Origin of the sequence: Thalassospira sp. CH_XMU1458 (assembly GCF_037027205.1) — a bacterium.
In the GTDB taxonomy this organism is placed as follows: domain Bacteria; phylum Pseudomonadota; class Alphaproteobacteria; order Rhodospirillales; family Thalassospiraceae; genus Thalassospira; species Thalassospira tepidiphila.
This window is the reverse complement of the sequence record NZ_JAYMDW010000001.1, coordinates 698008-721659: the sequence shown is the minus strand read 5'-3', so window position 1 is coordinate 721659 and position 23652 is coordinate 698008. Positions and strand designations below refer to the sequence as shown.

Annotated in this window: 23 protein-coding genes; 6 read left to right on the top strand and 17 right to left on the bottom strand. The window is 56.1% G+C overall.

Annotated features, from left to right (window positions below):
- Window positions 1-191 precede the first annotated feature (191 nt).
- A complete protein-coding gene (locus WBY09_RS03365; RefSeq protein ID WP_336231975.1) occupies window positions 192-1103 on the top strand; it encodes a LysR family transcriptional regulator in 912 nt (303 codons plus the stop codon).
- A 72-nt stretch (window positions 1104-1175) separates the two neighbouring features.
- Here the strand turns inward: WBY09_RS03365 and WBY09_RS03360 are convergent, their stop codons facing one another.
- The 3 genes from WBY09_RS03360 to WBY09_RS03350 all read right to left on the bottom strand — a co-directional run bounded on the left by WBY09_RS03360 (window position 1176) and on the right by WBY09_RS03350 (window position 4039).
- Entirely contained in the window at window positions 1176-2213 is a 1038-nt protein-coding gene (locus WBY09_RS03360; RefSeq protein WP_336231974.1) for a histone deacetylase family protein, read from the bottom strand.
- 78 nt (window positions 2214-2291) lie between these two features.
- A complete protein-coding gene (locus WBY09_RS03355; RefSeq protein ID WP_063086759.1) occupies window positions 2292-3461 on the bottom strand; it encodes a methyl-accepting chemotaxis protein in 1170 nt (389 codons plus the stop codon).
- 44 nt (window positions 3462-3505) lie between these two features.
- Entirely contained in the window at window positions 3506-4039 is a 534-nt protein-coding gene (locus tag WBY09_RS03350) for a PAS domain-containing protein (protein ID WP_008888432.1), read from the bottom strand.
- 362 nt (window positions 4040-4401) lie between these two features.
- On the opposite strand from WBY09_RS03350, the gene WBY09_RS03345 reads away from it, so the two are divergent.
- Window positions 4402-4764 carry a hypothetical protein gene (locus WBY09_RS03345; protein ID WP_197146127.1) on the top strand — a complete coding sequence of 121 codons (363 nt, stop codon included), beginning with the start codon at window positions 4402-4404 and terminating at the stop codon, window positions 4762-4764.
- Window positions 4765-4847: 83 nt separating this feature from the next.
- On the opposite strand, the gene WBY09_RS03340 is transcribed toward WBY09_RS03345, so the two are convergent.
- The 9 genes from WBY09_RS03340 to uraH form a co-directional block, all read right to left on the bottom strand.
- On the bottom strand, window positions 4848-5915 hold the full coding sequence (locus WBY09_RS03340; RefSeq protein ID WP_083952729.1) for a BMP family ABC transporter substrate-binding protein: 1068 nt from the start codon (window positions 5913-5915) through the stop codon (window positions 4848-4850).
- 226 nt (window positions 5916-6141) lie between these two features.
- Window positions 6142-7062, bottom strand: coding sequence for an ABC transporter permease (locus WBY09_RS03335; RefSeq protein WP_063086754.1), 921 nt, complete (start codon window positions 7060-7062; stop codon window positions 6142-6144).
- Window positions 7062-8141 (bottom strand): ABC transporter permease, encoded by a 1080-nt coding sequence (locus WBY09_RS03330; RefSeq protein WP_287444068.1) that lies wholly within the window; start codon window positions 8139-8141, stop codon window positions 7062-7064. Before WBY09_RS03330 ends, WBY09_RS03335 begins: the two co-directional genes overlap by 1 nt.
- Entirely contained in the window at window positions 8128-9762 is a 1635-nt protein-coding gene (locus WBY09_RS03325; RefSeq protein WP_064779943.1) for an ABC transporter ATP-binding protein, read from the bottom strand. Before WBY09_RS03325 ends, WBY09_RS03330 begins: the two co-directional genes overlap by 14 nt.
- A gap of 63 nt (window positions 9763-9825) precedes the next feature.
- Window positions 9826-10299, bottom strand: coding sequence for a nucleoside deaminase (locus tag WBY09_RS03320; RefSeq protein ID WP_008888438.1), 474 nt, complete (start codon window positions 10297-10299; stop codon window positions 9826-9828).
- Window positions 10300-10402: 103 nt separating this feature from the next.
- Window positions 10403-11443 carry a xanthine dehydrogenase accessory protein XdhC gene (gene xdhC, locus WBY09_RS03315; RefSeq protein ID WP_336231972.1) on the bottom strand — a complete coding sequence of 347 codons (1041 nt, stop codon included), beginning with the start codon at window positions 11441-11443 and terminating at the stop codon, window positions 10403-10405.
- 3 nt (window positions 11444-11446) lie between these two features.
- Entirely contained in the window at window positions 11447-13843 is a 2397-nt protein-coding gene (gene xdhB / locus WBY09_RS03310) for a xanthine dehydrogenase molybdopterin binding subunit (RefSeq protein WP_336231971.1), read from the bottom strand.
- Window positions 13836-15332, bottom strand: coding sequence for a xanthine dehydrogenase small subunit (xdhA, locus tag WBY09_RS03305; RefSeq protein WP_336231970.1), 1497 nt, complete (start codon window positions 15330-15332; stop codon window positions 13836-13838). Before xdhA ends, xdhB begins: the two co-directional genes overlap by 8 nt.
- Window positions 15333-15340: 8 nt before the next feature.
- The gene (gene uraH, locus WBY09_RS03300) at window positions 15341-15694 is read right to left on the bottom strand and encodes a hydroxyisourate hydrolase (RefSeq protein ID WP_063086743.1); all 354 of its coding nucleotides are present in this window, start codon (window positions 15692-15694) and stop codon (window positions 15341-15343) included.
- Window positions 15695-16128: 434 nt separating this feature from the next.
- On the opposite strand from uraH, the gene puuE reads away from it, so the two are divergent.
- From puuE to WBY09_RS03280, 4 genes are all read left to right on the top strand, one after another.
- A complete protein-coding gene (gene puuE, locus WBY09_RS03295; RefSeq protein ID WP_336231969.1) occupies window positions 16129-17046 on the top strand; it encodes an allantoinase PuuE in 918 nt (305 codons plus the stop codon).
- 17 nt (window positions 17047-17063) lie between these two features.
- Window positions 17064-17591 carry a 2-oxo-4-hydroxy-4-carboxy-5-ureidoimidazoline decarboxylase gene (uraD, locus tag WBY09_RS03290; protein WP_336231968.1) on the top strand — a complete coding sequence of 176 codons (528 nt, stop codon included), beginning with the start codon at window positions 17064-17066 and terminating at the stop codon, window positions 17589-17591.
- Between the two features lie 76 nt (window positions 17592-17667).
- Window positions 17668-18684, top strand: a complete 1017-nt coding sequence (alc, locus tag WBY09_RS03285; protein WP_336231967.1) for an allantoicase — start codon at window positions 17668-17670, stop codon at window positions 18682-18684.
- A 12-nt stretch (window positions 18685-18696) separates the two neighbouring features.
- Window positions 18697-19203 carry an ureidoglycolate lyase gene (locus WBY09_RS03280; RefSeq protein ID WP_336231966.1) on the top strand — a complete coding sequence of 169 codons (507 nt, stop codon included), beginning with the start codon at window positions 18697-18699 and terminating at the stop codon, window positions 19201-19203.
- Between the two features lie 70 nt (window positions 19204-19273).
- On the opposite strand, the gene WBY09_RS03275 is transcribed toward WBY09_RS03280, so the two are convergent.
- The 5 genes from WBY09_RS03275 to sdhC all read right to left on the bottom strand — a co-directional run bounded on the left by WBY09_RS03275 (window position 19274) and on the right by sdhC (window position 23638).
- Complete coding sequence (locus tag WBY09_RS03275) at window positions 19274-20068, bottom strand: tetratricopeptide repeat protein (protein WP_336231964.1); 795 nt, start codon at window positions 20066-20068, stop codon at window positions 19274-19276.
- A gap of 170 nt (window positions 20069-20238) precedes the next feature.
- On the bottom strand, window positions 20239-21021 hold the full coding sequence (locus WBY09_RS03270) for a succinate dehydrogenase iron-sulfur subunit (RefSeq protein ID WP_008888450.1): 783 nt from the start codon (window positions 21019-21021) through the stop codon (window positions 20239-20241).
- 25 nt (window positions 21022-21046) lie between these two features.
- Window positions 21047-22843, bottom strand: a complete 1797-nt coding sequence (sdhA, locus tag WBY09_RS03265; protein WP_197146138.1) for a succinate dehydrogenase flavoprotein subunit — start codon at window positions 22841-22843, stop codon at window positions 21047-21049.
- A 4-nt stretch (window positions 22844-22847) separates the two neighbouring features.
- A complete protein-coding gene (gene sdhD, locus WBY09_RS03260; protein ID WP_008888452.1) occupies window positions 22848-23231 on the bottom strand; it encodes a succinate dehydrogenase, hydrophobic membrane anchor protein in 384 nt (127 codons plus the stop codon).
- A gap of 26 nt (window positions 23232-23257) precedes the next feature.
- Window positions 23258-23638: a succinate dehydrogenase, cytochrome b556 subunit gene (sdhC, locus tag WBY09_RS03255; protein WP_008888453.1), complete on the bottom strand. Its 381-nt coding sequence runs from the start codon at window positions 23636-23638 to the stop codon at window positions 23258-23260.
- Window positions 23639-23652 lie beyond the last annotated feature (14 nt).

Genomic DNA, 23652 nt, shown 5'->3' with positions numbered 1-23652 from the left:
AGTCGATCTGTTTCCTGTCCTATCACAGTCACCCGACCGCCTCTATTATTTAGGGGTTGAGCATAATCGAAATGACTTTCAAAATAATCTTTAAAATGGCAGAGTGTGGCCGCTAATCTGCACATATAATGATTTAAAGCGCCCACCAGAAATCAAGAAACAGCCCTCAGACATCAGGAGCTTCCCGCGCCATGTCCGACTTTGAGGACATCCAGATTTTTGTCCGTGTTGCCGAACTTGGCAACCTTTCTGCTGCCGGGCGTGAATTGCGCCATTCGGCGGCTGTGGTGTCAAACCGGATTGCCCGCCTTGAAGAACGGCTTGGGGTGCGTTTGCTGAACCGCACAACGCGCCGGGTCAATCTGACGACCGAGGGAGATGTCTATTACCGTCACTGCCTGCGCATTCTTTCGGAAATGCAGGAAGCCGAAAACGCCATCGCCAATCAGAAAAATACCACCCGCGGCCCGGTCACGCTGACCTGCCCGGTGGCATTCGGCAACAAATTCGTTGCCCCGATCATTCCGAAATTCGTTGAACAGAACCCGGATGTGCAAATCCGCCTGCATCTGTCTGACCGGTTGCTCGATCTGTTGCAAGACAAGGTCGATCTTGCCATCCGCATTGCCGAGCTTAAGGAAAGCTCGCTGATTGTCCGCAAGCTGGCCACCAATAAACGCATGCTGGTCGCAAGCCCGGATTATCTTAAAAAGAACGGCGCACCCAAGGTGCCCGCCGACCTTTTGAACCACAATTGCCTGCTGCTGCGCTTCCCGGGATCACAGCAATATCAATGGACCCTGCAGGGGCCAAATGATGAACCGCCAGTAACCCTGGCCATCGCCGGTTCGATGGATTCCGATAACAGCGAAGTCCTGACCCGCTGGTGCCTTGACGGGCATGGCATCTCGCTGAAATCGAACTGGGAAGTCGACGAATATCTGCGCGACGGACGCCTTCAACGCGTCCTGCCCGATTACCAGCCACCGTCGCATGCGGTCTATACGCTCTATCCGGAAAACCGTTATCTGCCGACGCGCGTCCGCGCCTTTGTCGATTTTCTGGTGGCGGAATTTGGCGGTACGCCGCCCTGGGAACGTTAAACAAATAGAACGCCAAACAAAAAAACGCCCCGAACAGATGCCGGGGCGTTTTTGTATTCGACTTGGGGTGACCTAGTTTTTGGCAAGCGCCAGATATCCGCTCAGAACCGCGGCGACGTTTTGACCTATCACATCATGGGCATAACCGCCTTCCATGGTAAACATGGTCTTAAGCCCCATTCGCCCGATCATCTGACCGATGCGATTAAAATCATCGGTCTGGAGTTTAAAGTCACAGATCGGCTCGGCCTCGTGGGCATCAACACCAAGGGGCACGATCAGCGCATCGGCCTGCCAGGTCACAAGTTTCTGCATTGCCTTGGCAAAGCCCTGCCCCCAGCCCGCGAAATCACTGCCCGCTGGAAGCGGAATATTAAGGTTCGCACCCTGCCCGTCATTGCGCCCGGTTTCATTGGCATAGCCCATGAAGAACGGGAACTGATGGGTTGGGTCGGCATGGATCGAAATCGTCAGAACATCACCACGCTCATAGAAAATGTCCTGCGCGCCATTGCCATGATGGTAGTCGATATCAAGGATGGCGACCTTTTTCGCCCCCTTGGCAATCATGTGCTGGGCGGCGATGGCGGCATTGTTCAAGAAACAATACCCACCATAGCGGTTGGCATGGGCATGATGCCCCGGCGGACGGGTCAGAGCAAAGGATGCTTCGCCTTCGCTCCAGGTTGCCTCGGCTGCCGATATGACGGTCTGCGCCCCCCAATAGGCCGCCTTCCAGGTCCCTTGCGTGATCGGTGTATCAGATGAAATGGCGTACTGACCCAGACGCGCGCTGATATGTTCGGGCTTGCCGCCTGAAAAACCGCCCGTCGGCCAGACATAGGGGAAGGCGTCACCGCTTTTCCCCGCCTTGGTCCATTCGCTCCAGGCGTTTTCGAGAAAATCAATATAGTCCGGCTCATGGATCGCGCGGATCGGGCCGATGCCGTGATCGGTCGGATCAACCAGCTGCGCCTTGATCGCGTGCGCGACGGCATCGCGAATGATCGGAATACGCCGGGCATTCTCGAAACATGGCACCATGCGTCCGTGATGCATTTCGCCTGCCCCGTCATGGGCATCGTGGCGCGAATTGAAGAAAACCCGCATGGCACCGCTCTCCTGACTGAAAATCCTGACCGGGTACCATCATGATGCCCGACGCATCCTGTTGCACGCAGAAAGCGGCTATTTCTTGGCGGTATAAAGCAGCTTTTCGATGGTATCGAGGAAGACACCCAACTGATTGCGCAGGCTTTCCGACTGATCGGCAAGACGACTGGCCATGTCGCGTGTGGTATCGGCAGCTTCCCCGGTACGCCCGGCCATATCGGAAACCACGGTGATATTGTCGGTGACTTCCTGTGCGCCGCTTGATGCCTGTTCGACATTGCGCGTGATGTTGGTCGACAAGTTCGCCTGGGTTTCGACATTGCCCGAAATCGTGTCCGAACGTGCCGCCAGATCATCGATCACACCTGCGATTTCGCGGATCGAGCCAACCGACTGCTCAATCGCCGTCTGAATGTCCTGAACCTTTTCTTCGATGCTTTCAGTTGCCTTGCTGGTCTGGTTGGCAAGTCCCTTGACCTCGTTGGCAACCACGGCAAAGCCCTTGCCGGCTTCACCGGCGCGCGCAGCCTCGATCGTCGCATTCAGCGCAAGCAAGTTGGTCTGAGCCGCAATGTCACGGATAAAGCTGACCACTTCAACGATCTCGCCAGCCGCCGCTTCCAGCTGTCCGATACGACCATCGGTTTCCTGGGCAAGGCCGTTGGCACGATTGGCGATCTCAACCGATTCACGTGCCTGTTCGGACACATTGCGGATTGCCTCGTTCAGCTCCTCGGATGCGGCCGAAAGTTCGCTGACATTGGCCGCCGTCTGGCGGGCTGCCGCGGCAACGTTGGTTGAACGTGAACTGGTTTCATGGGCGATGGAATTGGCGTCGCCGGATGCCTCGGAAAGGGCGGATGCGGCATTGGCAATGTCATCAACCGCGGCAAAGGAACCGCTTTTGAATTCACCAAGAATTTCAGCAAAGCCGGAAAGTTTCTGTTCAATCGAGGCGCTGGCCGCATTAATCCGCTGGGCCGAAGAAAGGTAATCCCCGACCAGCCCGGTTTCGACAATGCGTCGGTAATAACGGTTTTCGGAAACCGCCCCCATGGATGCCGCACTTTCGCGCAGGAACGCATCATTGCGGTCAATCAGCCGGTTGATCGCAATAAACAGTTCGCGCATGTCAGGATGACTGTCGACATTGGTAATACGGGCTTCGTAATCACCATCGGCTGCGGCCAGGACCACGTCCAGTGCCTTTTTGATACCTGATTTTGAACTACCAAACAGCGACATTAGAACCTCAAACCTTGTGTTTCCGGGAACCGCTTTGCGATCCTCTAGAGACTTTGAATAAACTCGTCGTACGACATGCCCATATCAGAAAGCTTCTGTGACAAGGCCTCGGATGCGGCATTCATGCCATCCTTGCGATTGGGCAGACTGTCCTCGATCTTGCGGAGTTCCGCATAGAGAGGAATGATCGTTTCGCTCAGAACCTTTGGATCGGGCACCCGGCGGTTGGAATGGTATCCAATCACCTTGTGACTGGCATCAAAGGTCGGCGTCACATGGGCATAGACCCAATAATGATCCCCGTTGCTGGCCATATTCACGACATAGGCAAAAATCTCGTGACCGGATGAAATCCGGTCCCACATAAGCTTGAAAACGCTGCGCGGCATATCCGGATGTCGGATCAGCGCATGCGGCTTCCCCAAAACCTCACCTTCCGAATAATCAGAAAGGCGCAAAAACACCTCATTGGCGTAGGTAATATGCCCTTTGAGATCCGTCTTGCTGACGATCAACTCGTCCGGTTTGAAATGACGCTCCCGCCCAGAAGGCTGAATGCCTGAAGGCTTTTCACTCACCTTTAAGACCCCGATACTTTATTTTTATTTCCAAACATGCCCGCAATTTCGGGCTGCGGGCAGGATGAATTACTCGATTATCATGTGAAAATGGTCGTGCGAAGCTAAATATTATTTTTCCACACGTTTCATTCTCAATACCTAACACAGTAATCTGGAATTATTATTGGATAAAGTATTATCCGATTAGTAGATATTCAACCTGCGCTTACCATTTTTCTTTCTGCGCCAATCACGGATTTCCACTATCGGTAATCCACGCGACATGCGCGAAACCGGACACAACCCCCTTCATGAATTAAGCAACTTTGTAACGATTTCATGTATCATCGCTGCAAACGGGAACCGTCAGGGACACACCGATGTCGAAAGATCTTCGGAATTTTCCATATCGTGTCGTTATTCACGAGAAACATTCCGCCCAAGCTGTGCTGGACTGGCTCGACATCAATGTCATGAGCAAGAACTGGACGATGGGTATTCGGAATATCGAACTCCCGCGTGGCGACCAGAATGCCCCGATTGTCGATATGGTGATCTATTTCAGTCGCCGTGAAGATATGGAACGCTTCCGCGACAAGTGGGCCGGTAAAACCCGCGAACACAAGGTCAAGCTGCATGGCTGGCGCGCAGCACTCTATGCCCTACGGCATCCAAAAACCGAAATGATCGCCTATGAAAAGTCAGATGAACCAAGTCGGCCCAATTCCAAGAAGCCATCCTGACAAACCGTCATAAGAAAAGCCCCGCGCAAGCTAATGCACGGGGCTTCGTCATTTAACCGATCCGGATGGATCGGAAATCCGACTTATTTCGGCAGTTCGGCATCGATGCCTTTGATGTACCAGTCCATGCCAAGCAGCATGCCGTCATCAGCAACTTCGCCTTCTGCAACGCGCAGTTCGCCTGCCTGATCATAGATCGGGCCGGTGAACGGGTGGAATTCACCCGAAGCAATCTTGGCAGCGGTTTCTTCTGCCAAGGCTTTCACGTCGTCAGGCATGTTGGTGTACGGTGCCATTTCGACCATACCGGTATCAATGCCACCCCAGGTGTCTTTGGATTCCCAGGTACCATCGGCAACGGCCTTGGCGCGGGCAACATAGTAGCTGTCCCAGTTATCAACGATCGCGGTCAGCTGTGCCTTCGGTGCGAACTTGATCATGTCAGATGCCTGACCAAAACCAAGCACGCCACGGTTTTCAGCAACCTGAAGCGGTGCCGGGCTGTCGGTGTGCTGAACCATGATGTCTGCACCCTGGTCAATCAGGGCCTTGGCAGCATCGCCTTCCTTGCCCGGATCATACCAGGTGTTGGCCCAAACGATTTTGACCTGCACGTCCGGGTTAACCGACCATGCGCCCATCATGAAGGAGTTGATACCACGGACAACTTCCGGGATCGGGAAGGAGCCGACATACCCAACGATGTTCGACTTGGTCATTTTACCGGCGATCACACCAGCAACATAACGGCCTTCATAGAAACGTGCGGCATAGGTCGAAAGGTTGTCAGCACGCTTGTAACCGGTTGCATGTTCGAATTTGACATTCGGGAACTGCTTGGCAACTTTTTCGGTCGGGTTCATGAAACCGAACGAGGTGGTGAAGATCAGGTTGTGGCCGGTCTGGGCCATCTGACGGATCACGCGTTCAGCATCTGCACCTTCCGGCACGCTTTCGACATAGCTGGTCGAAGCAGCATCGCCGAGTTCAGCTTCAATGGCCTGACGGCCAATGTCATGACGGTAAGACCAGCCATGGTCACCAATCGGGCCGACATAGATAAAACCGGCCTTAACGTCTTCGGCCTGGGCTGCACCCATGCCGGTTGCGAGGGCACCAACAGCCGCAACGGCGGCAAGTGTGCGCTTCACGAGGCTTGCATTCATAGTTTCAGTCTCCCTGTTAGACACTCAATCAGGATTTATACGTAATTCCTGATCGCAATCAATGACGCGTTCCTGCACAAACCAAATCTCAGACAAACCGGCCAAGCCGTGACCGGCTTGTGTGAGGTTTGGCAAGTACAGTCTTCCTCCCGTCGTCGGGCCGAAACATCATTTAACGTGTTCCGGTCCCGCTGTTAAGGCCACCGAAACCCTATTGGGCGGCCCTGAACGCCTGACCGATACAGGCCGGCGCGTTCAGTCTGATTTTCGCACGGTCGCTTGAAATAATCACCAGCACGATCACGGTCGCCAGATACGGCAACATCGACATGAACTGGCTGGGCACATGAATGCCGGCCCCCTGCGCATGCAGCTGCATCACCGAGATCAGGCCAAACATATAGGCCCCGGCAACCAGACGCCCCGGACGCCACGTGGCAAACACCACCAGCGCCAGCGCGATCCAGCCACGACCGGCCGTCATGTTTTCTGCCCACATCGGCGTATATGAAAGCGACAGATACGCGCCACCAAGGCCCGCCATCGCCCCGCCAAACATGGTGGCAAGATAGCGGATCTTGATCACCGAATAGCCAATCGCATGCGCCGAATGATGGGAATCCCCAACGGCCTTAAGAATGAGACCCGCGCGCGATTTGGACAGGAACCAAGCAATCCCGATCACAGCCGCGATTGACAGATAAACCAGGAAATCCTGCCCAAACAGGATAGGACCGATGATCGGAATGGCACTGATGCCCGGGATCGAAAGGGCTGGCAGCGGATCAATCGCAAAGCCGACAAAGCCCGATCCGACAAGGGCTGAAAAACCAACCCCGAAGATCGTCAGCGCAAGACCCGTCGCCACCTGATTGGCCATCAGAGTCAGGGTCAAAAATGCAAAGATCAGCGACATCAATGTGCCCGCCACAACAGCGGCCAGAATACCCAGAGAGGCCGAGCCGCTTGATGCCGTCACCGCAAAACCGGCAATCGCGCCGACCAGCATCATGCCTTCAACACCAAGGTTAAGCACACCAGATTTCTCGGTAATCAGCTCACCCGATGCCGCCAGCAAAAGCGGGGTCGAGGCGGTGATCACGGTCAAGATAAAGGGAACAATCCATTCCATTATGCGGTTCTCCCTTTTGCCGCGATGGAGCCGAAACGAATGCGGTATTTGGTCAAGACATCACTGGCCAGCAGGAAGAACAACAAGATCCCCTGGAAAAGCCCAGTCACAGCATTCGGCAGGCCGAGTGTAATCTGCGCCAGTTCGCCACCCAAATAGGTCAGCGCCATAATCAAACCACCAAACAAAATACCAACCGGATGCAAACGCCCAAGGAAGGCCACGATAATCGCGGTAAAGCCATAACCGGGCGAGATCGATGGCTGAAGCTGCCCGATGGGGCCGGACACCTCAAACAAACCGGCCAAACCGGCCAGCGCACCGCCCAGAAGAAGGGTAAACCAGACCATGCGTTTCTGACGGAACCCGACATGGCGGGCGGCCTGCGGGGCCTTGCCGACAACGCGCAACTGGAACCCGATCACCGATTTCGACAGCAACAACCAACCGGCGATTACGACAAACACGGCAACGGCCGTACCAAGATGCACACGCGATCCTTCAAAGATGATCGGAAGCAAACCGGCATCCGGGAACGGACGTGATTCCGGGAAGTTGAACCCTTCCGGGTTACGCCAAGGACCATGCACCAGAAAGCTTAGAAACAGCGTCGCGACATAGGTCAGCATCAGACTGGTCAGGATTTCATTGGCGTTAAAGCGCGTGCGCAGCAATGCCGGGATCGCCCCCCAAAACGCACCGCCCAGCGCGCCCAGCACAAACATGGCCGGCAGCAAAAGCACGCTGTCGCTGTCATGGAAATAAAGCGCCAGCCCCCCGCCAAAGATCGCCCCCATGGTCAACTGGCCTTCAGCCCCGATGTTCCAGACATTGGCCCGGAACCCCATGGCAAGACCGACCGCAATGATGACAAGCGGGGTCGCCTTCACGAACAGCTCGGAAATGCCATAGCTGTTATTGATCGGCAAAATGAAGAACGTATAAAGCGCGTCAAACGGGTTCTTGCCCATAAAGGCAAAGATGATCCCGCCGACGACAAGCGTCATAAGGATTGCCAGAACCGGCGACAGATAAACCATCGCCTGTGAATGCTGGCGACGGGGTTCAAGCCTGACCAACGCGACCTCCCTCTACTTGCGTGTTGTTCGCCGGGGTCGCGTTGCCTTCAAGATCATGAAGTCCCCCCATCAACAGACCAATTTCCTCGATGCTGACATCGGCCATCGGACGCGGCTTGGACATTTTGCCCTCCGCCATCACGACCACCGAGTCACAGATGGCATAAATCTCGTCGAGATCCTGCGAAATCACCAGAACCGCCGTGCCCTTGGCGGCCAGATCCAGCAATGCCTGATGAATGGCACTGGCCGCCCCGGCATCAACGCCCCAGGTCGGCTGGGAAATCACCAGAACACCCGGGTCCTGCAAAATCTCGCGCCCGACGATAAATTTCTGAAGGTTGCCGCCCGAAAGCGATCCGGCCTCGGCCCCCGAACCGGTGGTGCGCACATCAAAAGTCTTGATGATGTTATCGGCAAATGACTTGGTCGGGACTTCGCGGATTAGACCACGGGCCGAAAGCGCCATGCGCCGGAATGCGGTCAAGAACCCGTTTTCCGAAAGGCTCATGTCCGGCACAGCCCCATGGCCGTTGCGTTCTTCGGGAACGAACGTTGCGCCCAGACGACGACGACGGCGCGGGCCGAAATGCGCAACCGACTTGCCATCAATCTTGATGCTATCCGGGGCGGCTTGCTGTTCGGTTTCTCCGGCAAGGGCGCGGAACAATTCGTTCTGACCGTTGCCAGCAACCCCGGCAACGCCCATGATTTCACCACCGCGCACCTCAAGATTAATCCCCTTAAGGTCGGTACCGAACTGTTCATCACTTTCAAGCGACAGGTTGGAAACCGCAAGCCGCACATCGCCAAATTCGCGGGATTTACCCCGATCCGGCGCGGTCAGTTTCTGGCCGATCATCATTTCGGCCATCGATTTTGCGGTTTCTTCGCGCGGGTCACAGCCGCCAACAACCTTGCCGCCGCGCAGCACAGTTGCCTTCTGGCACAGGGCCTTCACTTCATGCAGCTTGTGGCTGATATAAAGGATCGCACAGCCTTCATCGGCCAAACGACGCAACGTCTCAAACAGCTTTTCGACTTCTTGCGGCGTCAGGACCGAGGTCGGCTCGTCCAGGATCAGAAGTTTGGGATTCTGCAACAGGCAACGCACAATCTCGATGCGCTGACGCTCCCCAACCGACAGCGTGTAAACATGACGATCCGGATCAAGCGGCAGACCATAGGTCTTTTCGACCTCAAGCACCTGCTTGCGCAGCGCGTCCATATCGCGCACGTCATTCATCGCCAGCGCAATGTTTTCAAGCACCGTCATGGTTTCAAACAGCGAGAAATGCTGGAACACCAGACCGATCCCCATTTCGCGCGCATCATGCGGGCTCGCGATCGTGACCGGCTTGCCTTCCCAGATCAGCTCGCCCTCATCGGCCTGCAGCACGCCATAGATGATTTTGACAAGCGTACTTTTGCCAGCACCGTTTTCCCCCAACAGCGCATGGATTTCACCTGGCTCAATACGGAAACTGATATCGTCATTGGCCAGACAGCCCGGAAAGGCCTTGGTCACGCCGCGCACTTCCAATTGCGCAGGCCCACCAGCCCCCTTCACGGTATTTGCCCCGGCTTCACCGGTCGTTGACGTCACTGTTGCCACCCCCATTTAGCGATATGTCTTGCATCCAGCACGCGGTTTTACCGCATAACGCATTGCAGTCAAACGGTCTCAATATTCGATCTTGTCGGCTTTGGCATCCCAGGCGGCAAACACTTCGCGCGCTTCGGGCAAATCGACATGCACAATTGGCAATGAACGATCTTCGATCGGCTTTGCCACCTCATCATACAGAAACTGATCATCAAATCCGATGGCAGCAGCATCTTCGCGGCCATTGGCGTAATAGATCTTGTCAAGACGGGCCCAATAAATCGCAGACAGGCACATCGGGCAAGGTTCGCAACTGGTATAGATTTCACAGCCTGACAGATTGAACGTGCCAAGCTTGGCACAGGCCGCGCGAATGGCACTGACCTCGGCATGGGCGGTCGGGTCGTTCTGGGATGTTACATTGTTCCATCCTTCTGCAATCACTTCGCCATTGCGAACAATGATTGCCCCGAACGGACCACCGCATCCCTCATCCATCTTTTGCCGCGACAAATCCACGGCATGGCGCATATGGCCCTTGGCGTCACACACAGCCAAACTCTCCTCTACGAAACCTCTGGTCCGGTTGCCCGAACCACCTGACAGGCCGTCATTGCGCGGCCCTTTATCATTAATATTGCCCTCAAAGAAGGCCTTAAGCGTCGCCCAACCCGTCTGATGCGGATTTCGGCATTTGCGTTTGCGTCATCTGTGCTTCACGCACCGATAGCACCTGTGCGGCAACCGATGCCGCAATCACCACCGGCTGTTTGCCGGTAATGCCTTGAATTCCAATCGGAGTGGTCAGACGACCGATTTCAACCGGGCTCAACCCCCGATCAGCAAGACGTCGGATAAAGCGTGCGCGCTTGGTTTGGCTGCCGATCATGCCAACAAATCCAAGATCATCGCGCACCAAAGCCGCCCGGCAGATCTCGAAATCAAGCGCATGGTTGTGCGTTAAGATCAAAACATGCGCCCCGGCCGGGATATCGGCGACCTCAGACTCAGGCTTATCACTTTGACAAACCTGAACATTTTCACCTTCAACACCCGCCAGAAACTCATCACGCGAATCGATCAGGTGAATATCAAACGGCAAAGGCGCCAGGGCCTGCACAACCGCCTTGCCAACATGCCCGGCACCAAAAATCCACATTGGCGTGCGCGCGTCATCAAGGCGCAAACAAAGCGTTTCCACCCCGTTTAACGTAACAATCCCGCCGCGGGCCGCACCAAAACTGCCCGAGAGCATCTTGGCATGCGCGCCACTTACGCGCCCGATGTCGCTGCAATCGGTCGGAACCGTCACCCAATGGCCATCGGCACGGATCGGTGCGGTTTCGATTTCGTGCAAAACCGTGCGCAGCGTTTCTTTGGCGACCCCGCGCAACAGATGAAAACCAACCTCGACCGATCCACCACAACATTGCCCAAGACCGGGACCAAGCGGGAACCGGGCGATCTCGGCAACGGCCATCTCGTCGGCACCCGCGTCAAAACCTTCGCGCACCCGGCGTGTGACCTGATGTTCAAGGTTGCCACCACCAATCGTGCCCGAAATCGAATCCGGCGTTATCAGCATGAAGGCCCCAACTTCCCGCGGGGTTGATCCGCGAATGGCCGCAACACTGACCAGCATCACCAGACCGGGTTCAGACAACAGCCTGATATGATCGCGCCGCGACAGGGTCATGTCCTATTCCCCCGCCATCGATTGTGCTGAATGAACCTTTTCGATCATGTGCTTGGCGCAATCGGCCACGGCATGCAAGACCGCCTCGGGCGTTGCCGGGGTATCAAGGGCCGGGACAACCTTGTGATTGGCGACCGAGGCCACCGCATCGGCAATCGCCCGATGCACGGAAATCGCCAGCATCAAGGGCGGCTCGCCAACCGCCTTGGATCGGTGAATGGTTTTTTCAACGTTTCGTCCGGACGACCACAGCTCCATACGGAAATCTTCCGGTCGATCCGAACATGCCGGGATTTTATAGGTCGACGGCGCATGGGTGCGCAGGCTGCCTTTATCATCCCACCAAAGTTCCTCGGATGTCAGCCAGCCCATCCCCTGAATGAAGCCACCTTCAATCTGGCCAAGGTCAATCGCCGGGTTCAACGACCGGCCAACATCATGAATGATATCAACCCGCGTCACCTTGTATTCGCCAGTCAGGGTATCAATCAAAACTTCGGAGCACGCCATGCCATAGGCAAAGTAATAAAATGGACGGCCCGATGCGCTTTCGCGGTCATAATGGATTTTCGGCGTGGCGTAATAGCCGGTGGCCGACAGCGACACACGCGCCAGATAGGCCTGCTTGATCAGATCGGCAAAGGCGAGCTTTTCCTTGTCACCGACAATGACCTTGCCCGGCACAAAGCGCACAGTACTTTCCGCCACACCATATTTCTCGGCGGCAAAGGCAATCAGGCGGTTCTTGATCGTCATCGCCGCATCACGTGCGGCCATGCCGTTCATGTCTGCCCCGCTTGAGGCCGCGGTTGCCGATGTGTTGGGAACCTTGCCGGTATTGGTGGGCGTGATCTTGATCTGATCGAGATCGATCTGGAATTCCTCGGCCACAACTTGGGCGACCTTGATAAACAGGCCCTGGCCCATTTCCGTCCCACCATGGTTCAGATGCACCGACCCATCCTGATAGACATGGATCAGCGCGCCCGCCTGGTTCAGGAAGGTCGTGGTAAAGGAAATCCCGAATTTCACGGGCGTCAGGGAAAGGCCCTTTTTCAAAACCGGGCTTTCGGCATTGAACGCCGTAATCTCTTCGCGGCGCTTGCGATAGTCGCTGGCTTTCAGGATATCGTCGGTCAATTCCGAAAGGACATTGTCTTCGACCACCATGTGGTATGGCGTCGTATTGCGATCCTTGGTGTCGTAATAGTTGGCAATGCGCACATCCAATGGATCACGCCCGACGGTCATCGCGATTTCATCAATGATGCGCTCAATCGCAACCATCCCCTGAGGCCCGCCAAATCCACGAAACGCGGTGTTGGACACAAGATTGGTTTTGCAGCGATACGACCGGATTTCAACATCGCCAAGGTAATAGGCATTGTCGGTATGGAACATCGCCCGGTCGGCAATTGCGGCTGACAAATCGGCCGAAAAACCGCAATTGGCCGCGTATTGAAGATCAAGGCCGCAAATCCGCCCGTCATCATCAAAGCCGACATCATAATCGACAATGAAATCATGACGCTTGCCGGTCATGACCATGTCATCATCACGATCCAGACGGAACTTGGCCGGACGTCCGGTTTTGGTTGCAACGATGGCCGCCAGCGCCGCCCATTGCATCGCCTGCGTTTCCTTGCCGCCAAACCCGCCACCCATGCGGCGCACCTCGACCGTCACCGCATTGGCCGGACGGCCCAGCACATTGGCAATATTGTGCTGCACCTCGGACGGATGCTGCGTGGAGCAATGCAGCAACACATCGCCATCCTCGCCCGGAATGGCAAAGCTGATATGGCCTTCCAGGTAAAAATGGTCCTGCCCGCCAATCTCCATCCGACCAGTTTGGCGATGCTTGGCGCGGGCCAATGCCGATTTGGCATCGCCCTGCTTCATCACATGCGGGGGCGCAACAAAATGCTGCTTTTCCAGTGCCTCGGTCACATCAAGAACCGCTGGCAGTTCTTCATATTCGATCTCGGCCAGTTGGGCCGCGGCACGGGCCTGCGCACGCGTTTCGGCGGCGACACAAAAGACCGGCTGGCCATAAAACTGCACGATGCCATCGGGCAGAACCGGCTCGTCATGGGTGTGGGCAGGCGAAACATCATTCACGCCGGGAATATCATCGGCGGTCAGAACGCAAACCACGCCGGGGGCCGAGCGGACCTTCGACAGGTCCAGTTTGGTAATCTTGCCATGTGCAATGTTTGACGCGCCCGGTGCCAGATGAAGCGTTCCAAACGGCTCATTGATGTCATCAATATAGACCGCCTCGCCCGCCACATGTTTCGGGCCGCTATCATGTTTGGAACTTGATCGCACCCCACCGCTCAGTCCCGCGGTCGGTGCAACAACCTCGTCCATATCGGCTTTCAAACCCTGATCAGACATGGGCCGCCTCCTTGCCGACAAGGCGGGTGGCAATATCCGGCGCATTGGTTTCGATAAACAGCTTGGTCAAAAGGTTCTGTGCGACCAGCATGCGATATTCCTTCGATGCCCGCATGTCGGTCATCGGTTCAAACTCGCTGGCCAGTGCCATTTGCGCCGCATTGAGATTGGCTTCATTCCAATCCTTGCCGATCAGGGCCGCTTCGCATTTTTTCGCCCGCATCGGGGTGCCTGCCATACCGCCAAAGGCCGCACGGAATTCGGAAACCTTGCCGTTATCATCAACCTTGATGGCAAAGGCCCCGAGAACGGCCGTGATATCCTGATCAAATCGTTTGGAGATTTTATAGGCCTTGAACACCAGTCCGCTGTGCGGTTTGGACACAATCACGCTTTCAACAAATTCGCCCGCAACCCGGTCCTGCTTGCCATAGCTGATAAAGAATTCTTCGAGCGGCACTTCACGACGCACATCGCCCATGCGCAGAACGATCTTCGCCCCCAGGGCAATCAAGGCCGGCGGCGTATCGCCAATTGGTGATCCGTTGGCGATATTGCCGCCCACGGTCCCGGCATTGCGGATTTGTCTTGAGCCAATCCGGCGGACCAGCTCGCCAATATCGGCAGCCACCCGCCCCAGCGCCTCATGCGCCCGGCTATAGGTGACACCGGCCCCGATAATCAGCGCATCTTCGGTTTCATAAACCGATTGGATATCGGCGACATCGCCAATGTAAATGATCGGATCCAGACGCTTGAGCATCTTGGTCACCCAAAGACCAACATCCGTCCCCCCGGCCAGAACCGTGGCATCCGGGTGCGCCACCAAAAGGGCCGCTAATTCATCAGACGTGCGCGGCGCAAAATAACGCCCTGCCGGATGTTCAAGCGCAAGCGTGCCTTCGCCTTCGACCATCGCGGTCAGTTTGGCGGCAATATCCGCACGGCGTTTTTGCTCCGCACTGTCGTTGGCTGCCACACCACCGGCCTTTCGCGCAGCCTCGATAATCGGGCCATAGCCCGTGCAACGGCAAAGGTTCCCGGCCAGCGCATCATTGATCGCACCGCGGTCATCTTCGCCACCATCCAGCCAAAGCTGATACAGGCTCATGACAAAGCCCGGCGTACAGAAACCGCATTGCGATCCGTGGGTATCGACCATCGCCTGCTGAACCGGATGCAGGGTACCGTCCGTCGATTTAAGATGCTCGACAGTTAAAAGCTGCTTGCCATCAAGGGTCGGGACAAACTGGATACAGGCATTCACCGTGCGATACGCCATGCCACCCTTGCCATCGGGTTCGCCCAGCACAACCGTGCAGGCCCCGCAATCGCCCTCGGCACAGCCTTCCTTGGTGCCTGATTTGCGCTCGGAAAGGCGCAGATATTCAAGAACCGTCATCTGCGGATCAATATCGCGCAGGCTGCGTTCCTCGTCGCCGAGCAAAAAACGGATATCAGAACGGAAGGATCCGGTCGCACTTGCCATGTCTGTCCTCAGCTACCGCGATAGGTGGAATAGCCGAACGGCGACAGTAACAGCGGCACATGGTAATGCGCCTGCCCATCAGAAATGCCAAACCGGATCACGACCTGATCGAGGAATTTCGGATCGGGAAGCTCTGTCCCGCTGGCATCAAAGTAATCACCGGCATGGAAAACAAGCTGATACTGGCCGGGTTTGAAAGAGGCACCCTCAAGCATCGGGCCTTCGGTGCGGCCATCGGCATTGGTCACGGCTTCGGCAACCAAGTCATCATGGCCGTTGCCAAAGCGATGCAGCTCAATGCGGATTCCGGCGGCCGGGCAGCCTTTTGCCGTATCCAGTACATGGGTGGTCAGTCGTCCCATGCCGGGCCTCCTCTCTCGTTCTTTAATTTTATGAGCGGTCGCTTCTCCCCGGGAACGGCATTCTGTTTATGAAGTTTTGTGCCGAACCATTTTTAAGCGATCTAAAATCGTCGCATTACACCCCGTCCGGGGGAAAGAGGCGATAACGTGAAACTATATCAACAAATCTTTGAAAAACGAATAGAACCGTTTCAGGCATTATGAACGGAAACACAGGCAAAACGCTGTGAAAGACCGCGAAAAACGTGGCCCCGATCTGATCCCGTCCAGGAACATTATCAAAACAGCCTTGATAGTGCGGCACGTCGTTGGCTTCGCATCCGCAGGTTTCTTTCTTGCTGCGCTGCGGCCGATGGTTAATGCTACACCAAACAGGCCCGACAACAAAGCCGGGCGTACGGGATCAATCCCACAGAATTCAGGAGAAGGTTCGCATGAACGACCAGACATATGCGCGTGATTTGATTGGTTATGGTGAAAACCCGCCCAAGGCCAACTGGCCGAACAAGGCGCGCGTTGCTGTTCAGTTCGTGCTGAATTACGAAGAAGGCGGTGAAAACTGCATCCTGCATGGCGATCGCGCATCCGAAGCCTTCTTGTCTGAAATCATCGGTGCTGACATGCGCGAAGGCGTCCGCCACATGAGCATGGAGTCGATCTATGAATATGGCTCGCGCGTTGGCGTCTGGCGTATTCTGAACCTGTTTCGCGAACGCCAGATCCCGATCACCATCTTTGCCGTCGCCATGGCGCTGGCCCGCCACCCCAAAGTCGGCGAAGTCGCCATGAAGGATGGTCACGAGATCTGCTCGCACGGCTATCGCTGGATTGATTATCAATACATGCCAGAAGATCAGGAACGCGAACATCTTCACAAGGCGATCGAGATCATCAAGAACGTCACCGGCGAACGTCCGCTGGGTTGGTATACTGGCCGCACCAGCCCCAATACCCGGCGCCTGGTGGCTGAGGAAGGTGGCTTCCTCTATGACGCCGATGATTACAGTGACGAACTCCCGTTCTGGAGCACCCAGACCGACACCCCGCACCTGATCGTGCCCTACACCCTTGATGCCAACGACATGCGCTTTGCCGCCATGCAGGGCTTTAATTCCGGTGAACAATATTTCCAGTATCTCAAGGACAGCTTCGACACCCTTTACGAAGAAGGGACCGAAACCCCGCGCATGATGTCGATCGGTCTGCATTGCCGTCTGGTCGGACGTCCGGGCCGGTTCGCGGCCCTCAAGCGCTTTGTCGATTATGTCCAGAGCCACGACAATGTCTGGTTTGCCCGCCGGATTGATATCGCCCGTCACTGGCGCGAACATCACCCGTTTGGCGGCGAATAAGGAAACACAAGGTCCCAATGACAGAAACCACCCAATCCCTGTTTGAAACCCGCCCGCCCAGCACACTCGCCGAAAGCGCGTTCGTGTCGCTTTATGGCTGGGTTTACGAACATTCACCGTGGGTTGCCCATCAGCTTTATGAACGCGGCATCACGAAAAACCTCGATAACCCTGCGGCCCTTGCCGATGCCATGGCGGCCATCGTCAATGGCGCGGTTGATGATGATAAACTCTCGCTTCTGCGCGCCCACCCGGATCTGGCCGGTAAGCTTGCGCTAGCTGATTTGACCGAGTCATCACAAAGCGAACAAAAGGGCGCCGGGCTTGATCAATGCACACCGGGTGAACTTGCCCGCTTTACCGAACTTAATGATCTCTATAAACAGAAGTTCGGCTTTCCGTTCATCTTTGCGGTCAAGGGTTTCCATCGCACCGATATCCTCGAAGCGTTCGAGCGGCGCGTGAAAAACGACCCGGAAACCGAATTCAATGAGGCGATTGCACAGGTTCACCGCATTGCCAAATTGCGGCTCGAAGCGCTGTAGGGTTAACCACAGCACCACGAGCAGCAAGCACCTGTGACCGCCAGATAATAAACGACCATTTCAGGATAAAAAGACCATGAGCCATCAGGAAAACACCGACGCGCCGGAATTTGCACGGCGCTTTGTCAATCTGGCCGACGAACGTCTGGGCGCAGAAGCAATCTTTGCGACCGACGATTTCTTCGCCGACAAGCAGCGCATGCTGCAAACCGCCGACGCGGTGTTTTACCCTGACCGCTATGACGATCACGGCAAATGGATGGATGGCTGGGAAAGCCGCCGCAAACGCGTCGAAGGCCATGATTACTGTGTCGTCCGTCTGGCGACATCGGGCCGAATTTACGGTGTCGATATCGATACCAGCCACTTCACCGGCAACTTCCCGCCGGCCGCATCGCTTGAAGGCTGCTATTGCCCAAGTGGCGATCCGACCGAAGACACCAAATGGCATGAAATCGTTGCCCCACTGGGCCTTGGCGCCAGTGCGCATCACTATGCCGATGTCACGTCCGAGGCGATCTATACCCATGTGCGCCTGCACATCTATCCCGATGGCGGTGTCGCGCGCCTGCGCGTTTATGGTCGCCCGAACCGCGACTGGACGGAAATGGCCGCCAAGGGCGAACAGGTCGATCTCGCCGCGATGATCAATGGCGGTGTGGTTGTTGGCTGGTCGGATGCCCATTACGGTAATCCCAATGCCATTCTGGCCCCGGGTCGCGGGGCCAATATGGGCGATGGCTGGGAAACCCGCCGCCGTCGCGAACCGGGCAATGAATGGCTGATTGTTGAGCTCGGCAATCCCGGAGAGATCGAAAAAATCATCGTCGATACCTGCCACTTCAAGGGCAACTATCCCGACCGTGTTTCGATTCAGGGCGCGTTTGTCGACGGTGAAAAGGACAAGTCACTGCGTGCACGTTCGATGTTCTGGTCGACCATCCTGCCGGAAAGCAAAATGCAGGCGGACCACATCCACGAATTCGATGTATCCGCACTTACCGTCAATGGTCCGGTCACCCATCTTCGGGTCAACTCGATCCCCGATGGCGGCATCAGCCGTTTGCGCATTCTTGGCAAACCGACCAAGTAACGGGGCAGGGTCATGCAGCTTCCCATCGAATATCTGACCCCGGATGCCTTTGCGCCATTTGGCGAGGTGATTTCGACTACCACCGCACGTGACACCTACAAGATCAATCAGGGCACCACGACCCGGTTCCATGATATCTCGCGCGTCGATGTCGGTGACGAAGGTGGCGCCCCGATCATCAGCATCTTTCGCGGCACGCCGCGTCCCAAGCCGATTGAAATCAAGATGATGGAACGCCATCCGCTGGGATCGCAGGCCTTCATCCCGCTTGCAGGTCAGAAGTTCCTGATTGTCGTCGCGTCGGGCACTGAAACGCCAAAACCCGAAGACCTGCGCGCGTTTCTTTCTGATGGCACCCAAGGTGTTACCTACGCCAAAAACGTCTGGCATCACCCGTTGCTCGTGCTTGAAGAAGACAGCGACTTTTTGATCGTGGATCGCACAGGTCCGGGCAACAACCTCAATGAAGTCGACCTGCCACTGGTAGACGGCGAAGTCATCACGCTTGATTGGGCATAACGCAGCAAAGTGACGAAATAACAAAGGCCGGGAATTCCCGGCCTTTTTCTTTTCCTGTTGCAGATACTTCTTACTGCGCCGGGGCCGCCGCCCCGCCATTCAGGTCCAATGCCAACAAGCGCTTCTGAATTGTCTGGGACAGTACCGGACCAGCCCCCGCCTCCAACGCGCGCTGATAGGCCGCGCGTGCCATTTCAGTCTTGCCCATCGCCAGCGCATTATCGGCGAAATGCGCGATATGCTCGGCCGTTGGCATTGCCTTGTTGGCACGGATAAACACTTCTTCGGCTTCCTGATATCGCCCTTGGCGATACAGGATCAACCCATAGGTATCAAGCGCACCGGGATCATCCGGGGCCACCTGCAAGGCCTGCTTTGACAGGCGTTCGGCCTCCTGCAGGTTTTCGCCGCGCACCGCATAATGATAGGCCAGCCAGTTCGCCGCCCCCATATTGCCCTGCCCTGCCGCCTGATAGGCCTCGGCCGTCATGGTATCGCGGTAAGATGTGATCACGCTTTCAATCGCACTTTGATCAAGTCCATCCACCCAGGTCAGCCCGACCCGCACCGCCTTGCAGCCTTGTGCATTGGCCTGTTGGCACATGGCAACCGCTTCCTCGACCGCGCCAATCACGGTGGCGTTCGGACCAGCGGCATATTCCTTGCCCGCCGCATCGCGCGCCATGGCCTTGAAATCAATCATCGCCCGATAGCGGTCATCAACCTTTTGCTCGGTGGGCGCAGCAAACATATCCTGCGCTTCCCACTTCGGGGCAGTTTCCCCGCAGGCGGCAAGGCCAAGCATCATGCCGGCAACCATTGCGAAACGCGTTGATCTGAAATGAAACGGGTGGCGGTCAATCAAGGTTGTCATTCCCATACTGGTGCAGAAAGCCAGACGCCATCATAGCGCATTTGGGTAATTGTGGGGTTAACATCATGCGACCAAAAGAAAAAGCCGCCGGGATCATTGATCCTCGGCGGCTTTAACAAGCTGGCGCTAAACGCCAATATCAGGGCAACAAGCCTGCGGCTTTACGCGCGGCGTTCCGCGATCATCTTTTTGATTTCGGTGATCGCAAGGGCCGGGTTCAGGCCTTTCGGGCAGGTGTTGGTGCAGTTCATGATCGTGTGGCAACGATACAGGCGGAACGGATCTTCGAGCGCATCGAGACGTTCACCGGTATATTCGTCACGCGAGTCAGCCAACCAGCGATATGCCTGCAACAGAACAGCCGGGCCGAGGTAACGGTCGGAGTTCCACCAATAAGACGGGCACGCGGTCGAGCAGGAGAAGCACAAAATGCATTCCCACAGACCATCAAGCTTGGCACGCTCTTCACGCGACTGCAGACGTTCGCCATCCGGCGGGGTCGGGCTGTCGGCCTTAAGCCACGGCTCGATGGATGCGAGCTGCGCATAAGGCTGGGACAGATCCGGCACCAGATCCTTGACCACCGGCATATGCGGCAGCGGATAGATCTTTACTTCGCCCTTGATGTCTTCGATCGGCTTGAGACACGCAAGCGTGTTACGGCCATCGATGTTCATCGCGCACGAACCGCAAATGCCTTCACGGCAAGAACGGCGGAAAGTCAGGGTCGCGTCGATCTCGTTCTTGATCTTGATCAGCGCGTCCAAAACCATCGGCCCGCATTTGTCGAGGTCGATGTCATAGGTGTCGGTACGCGGGTTATCGCCACTGTCCGGGTCAAAACGGTAAATCTTGAACGCACGGACATTCTTCGCGTCAGCCGGCGCAGAGAACGTTTTGCCCTCTTTGACGACCGAATTGGCGGGAAGATTGAATTCTACCATCTCTCAAATCCTCTCTTGCCGCGCCTTAATAGACGCGCTCTTTCGGCTCGATATACGACACTTCATCGGTGAGCGTGAAGTTGTTGACCGGACGATAGGTCAGATCAACGCCATAGCCCTTCTCGGTGTCAACCGTCGCAATCGTGTGCTTCATCCAGACTTCGTCATCACGCTTCGGGAAATCTTCGTGGGCATGTGCACCACGCGATTCATGACGCGCTTCTGCCGAATTCATGGTTGCAGCGGCACAGGTCATCAGGTTCTCAAGCTCGAGGGTCTCGACCAGGTCCGAGTTCCAGATAAGGGATCGATCCGAAACACCGACGTCGGGAAGCGTCTTGGCGGTTTCAGAAAGCTTGTCCTTGCCTTCTTTAAGGATTTCCGAGGTCCGGAACACGCCGCAGTTACCCTGCATGACGCGCTGCATTTCCAAACGGATATCAGCCGTCGGACGCGAACCTTTTGCCCAACGCAGACGGTCAAAGCGTGCAATCGCCTCGTCGCCATCGGTGGTTTTAAGCTCCTTGAAGGATGCCTTGGAATCGACCACTTCAGCGGCGTGCATACCGCACGCACGGCCAAACACAACAAGATCAAGCAGCGAGTTCGTACCCAGACGGTTTGCACCGTGGACCGAAACGCAGGCTGCTTCACCAGCCGCCATCAGGCCCGGAACAATCGCGTTCGGGTCTTTGGCGGTCGGGCGCAGAACCTCGCCCTTATAGTTGGTCGGAATACCGCCCATGTTGTAATGGACCGTCGGCAGGACCGGGATCGGTTCCTTGGTCGCATCAACACCGGCAAAGATTTTCGCGGTTTCGGTAATACCCGGCAGACGTTCCCACAGCACTTCCGAACCAAGATGTTCAAGATGCAGGTGGATGTATTCGCCGTGTTCGCCAACACCACGACCATCACGGATTTCCTGTGCCATACCGCGCGAAACAACGTCACGCGATGCAAGGTCCTTAACGGTCGGCGCATAACGTTCCATGAAACGCTCGCCTTCGGAGTTGGTCAGATAACCACCTTCACCACGGGCACCTTCGGTAATCAGGCAGCCTGAACCGTAAATGCCGGTCGGGTGGAACTGAACGAATTCCATATCCTGCAAACCAAGACCTGCACGGGCCACCATGCCATGACCGTCACCGGTACAGGTATGGGCCGAGGTGCAGCTAAAGAACGCACGGCCATAACCGCCAGATGCCAGAATGACCATCTTGGCGTTGAAGCGATGCAGCTCACCGGTATCGAGATCCCAGGCGACCAGACCTTTACACGAACCGTCTTCGTCCATGATCAGATCAAGGGCGATATATTCGACAAAGAATTCTGCTTTGTGCTTCAGGCACTGCTGATAGAGGGTGTGCAGCATGGCATGACCGGTACGGTCAGCTGCGGCACAGGCACGTTCAACCGGCGCCTTGCCGTGGTCACGGGTGTGACCACCGAACGGACGCTGATAGATTTTGCCATCTTCGGTCCGCGAGAACGGCATGCCGTAATGTTCAAGTTCATGAACCGCCGGAACGGCGTTACGGCACATATATTCGATCGCGTCCTGGTCACCGAGCCAGTCCGAACCCTTGACGGTGTCATACATATGCCACTGCCAGTGATCCTCGGACATGTTGCCAAGCGATGCACCGATACCGCCCTGGGCAGCAACGGTGTGCGAACGGGTCGGGAAGACCTTGGTGATACATGCGGTTTTCAGGCCGGCTTCAACCGTACCCAGTGTCGCGCGCAAACCCGCGCCACCCGCACCCATAACAACGACGTCGTAGTTATGGTCGATAATTTTATAAGATTCACTCATTGGCTCAGGCTCCGGCAAAAACGATACGCAGGACTGATACGATGGCCGCCACAGACAAGAACGCTGCGACCGCCTTGATCAGCATCAGCGAGATCACTTCTGCTTTACGGTTATGCACATAATCTTCGATCACAACCTGCAGGCCGTGCGTGAAATGCACGGCAACGCTGACGATCATCAAGATCATCATGGTTGAATGGAAATACGAGCTCAACCAAGCGTGAACGGCATCGTAATTCGCCGTGTGCCCGGCAAGTATAGAAACAATGAACCAGATGCCGAGCGGAAGGTTTGCAGCAGCCGTAACGCGCTGGGTCCACCAGTGCGAAGAGCCACTTTTGGCAGAACCGAGACCGCGGACACGGCCCAGATCGGATTGCATCTTCATGACAAGTTGTCCCCTCTTGCCCGGCCTTAGGCCAGACCGATGATCCAGGTGAGAATGGTCAGCACGACTGCCGCGCCAAGGACGATCGGGTTGCCTTTGGCAGCACCCTCATTCGTCAGGCCGCGACCGGTATCCCAGACAAGGTGACGGATCCCGTTGCAGGCGTGGTAATAAAACGCCGCCGTCCAACCGAACAGCAGCAGCAGACCAAACCACGAGGTGAAAAATCCGTGATAGCCGTTAAAGGCTTCACGACCAGCGCCGGCACCAATCAGCCAGGACGCCAAAAATACGAAACCAATGGCAAGGCCGACACCCATCACGCGGAAGGAGATGGACATCTTTGCCGTCATCGGAAGCCGGTACACCTGCAAGTGCGGAGACAGCGGCCGATTGGCTTTGCTCATAGCGGAATTGCCTC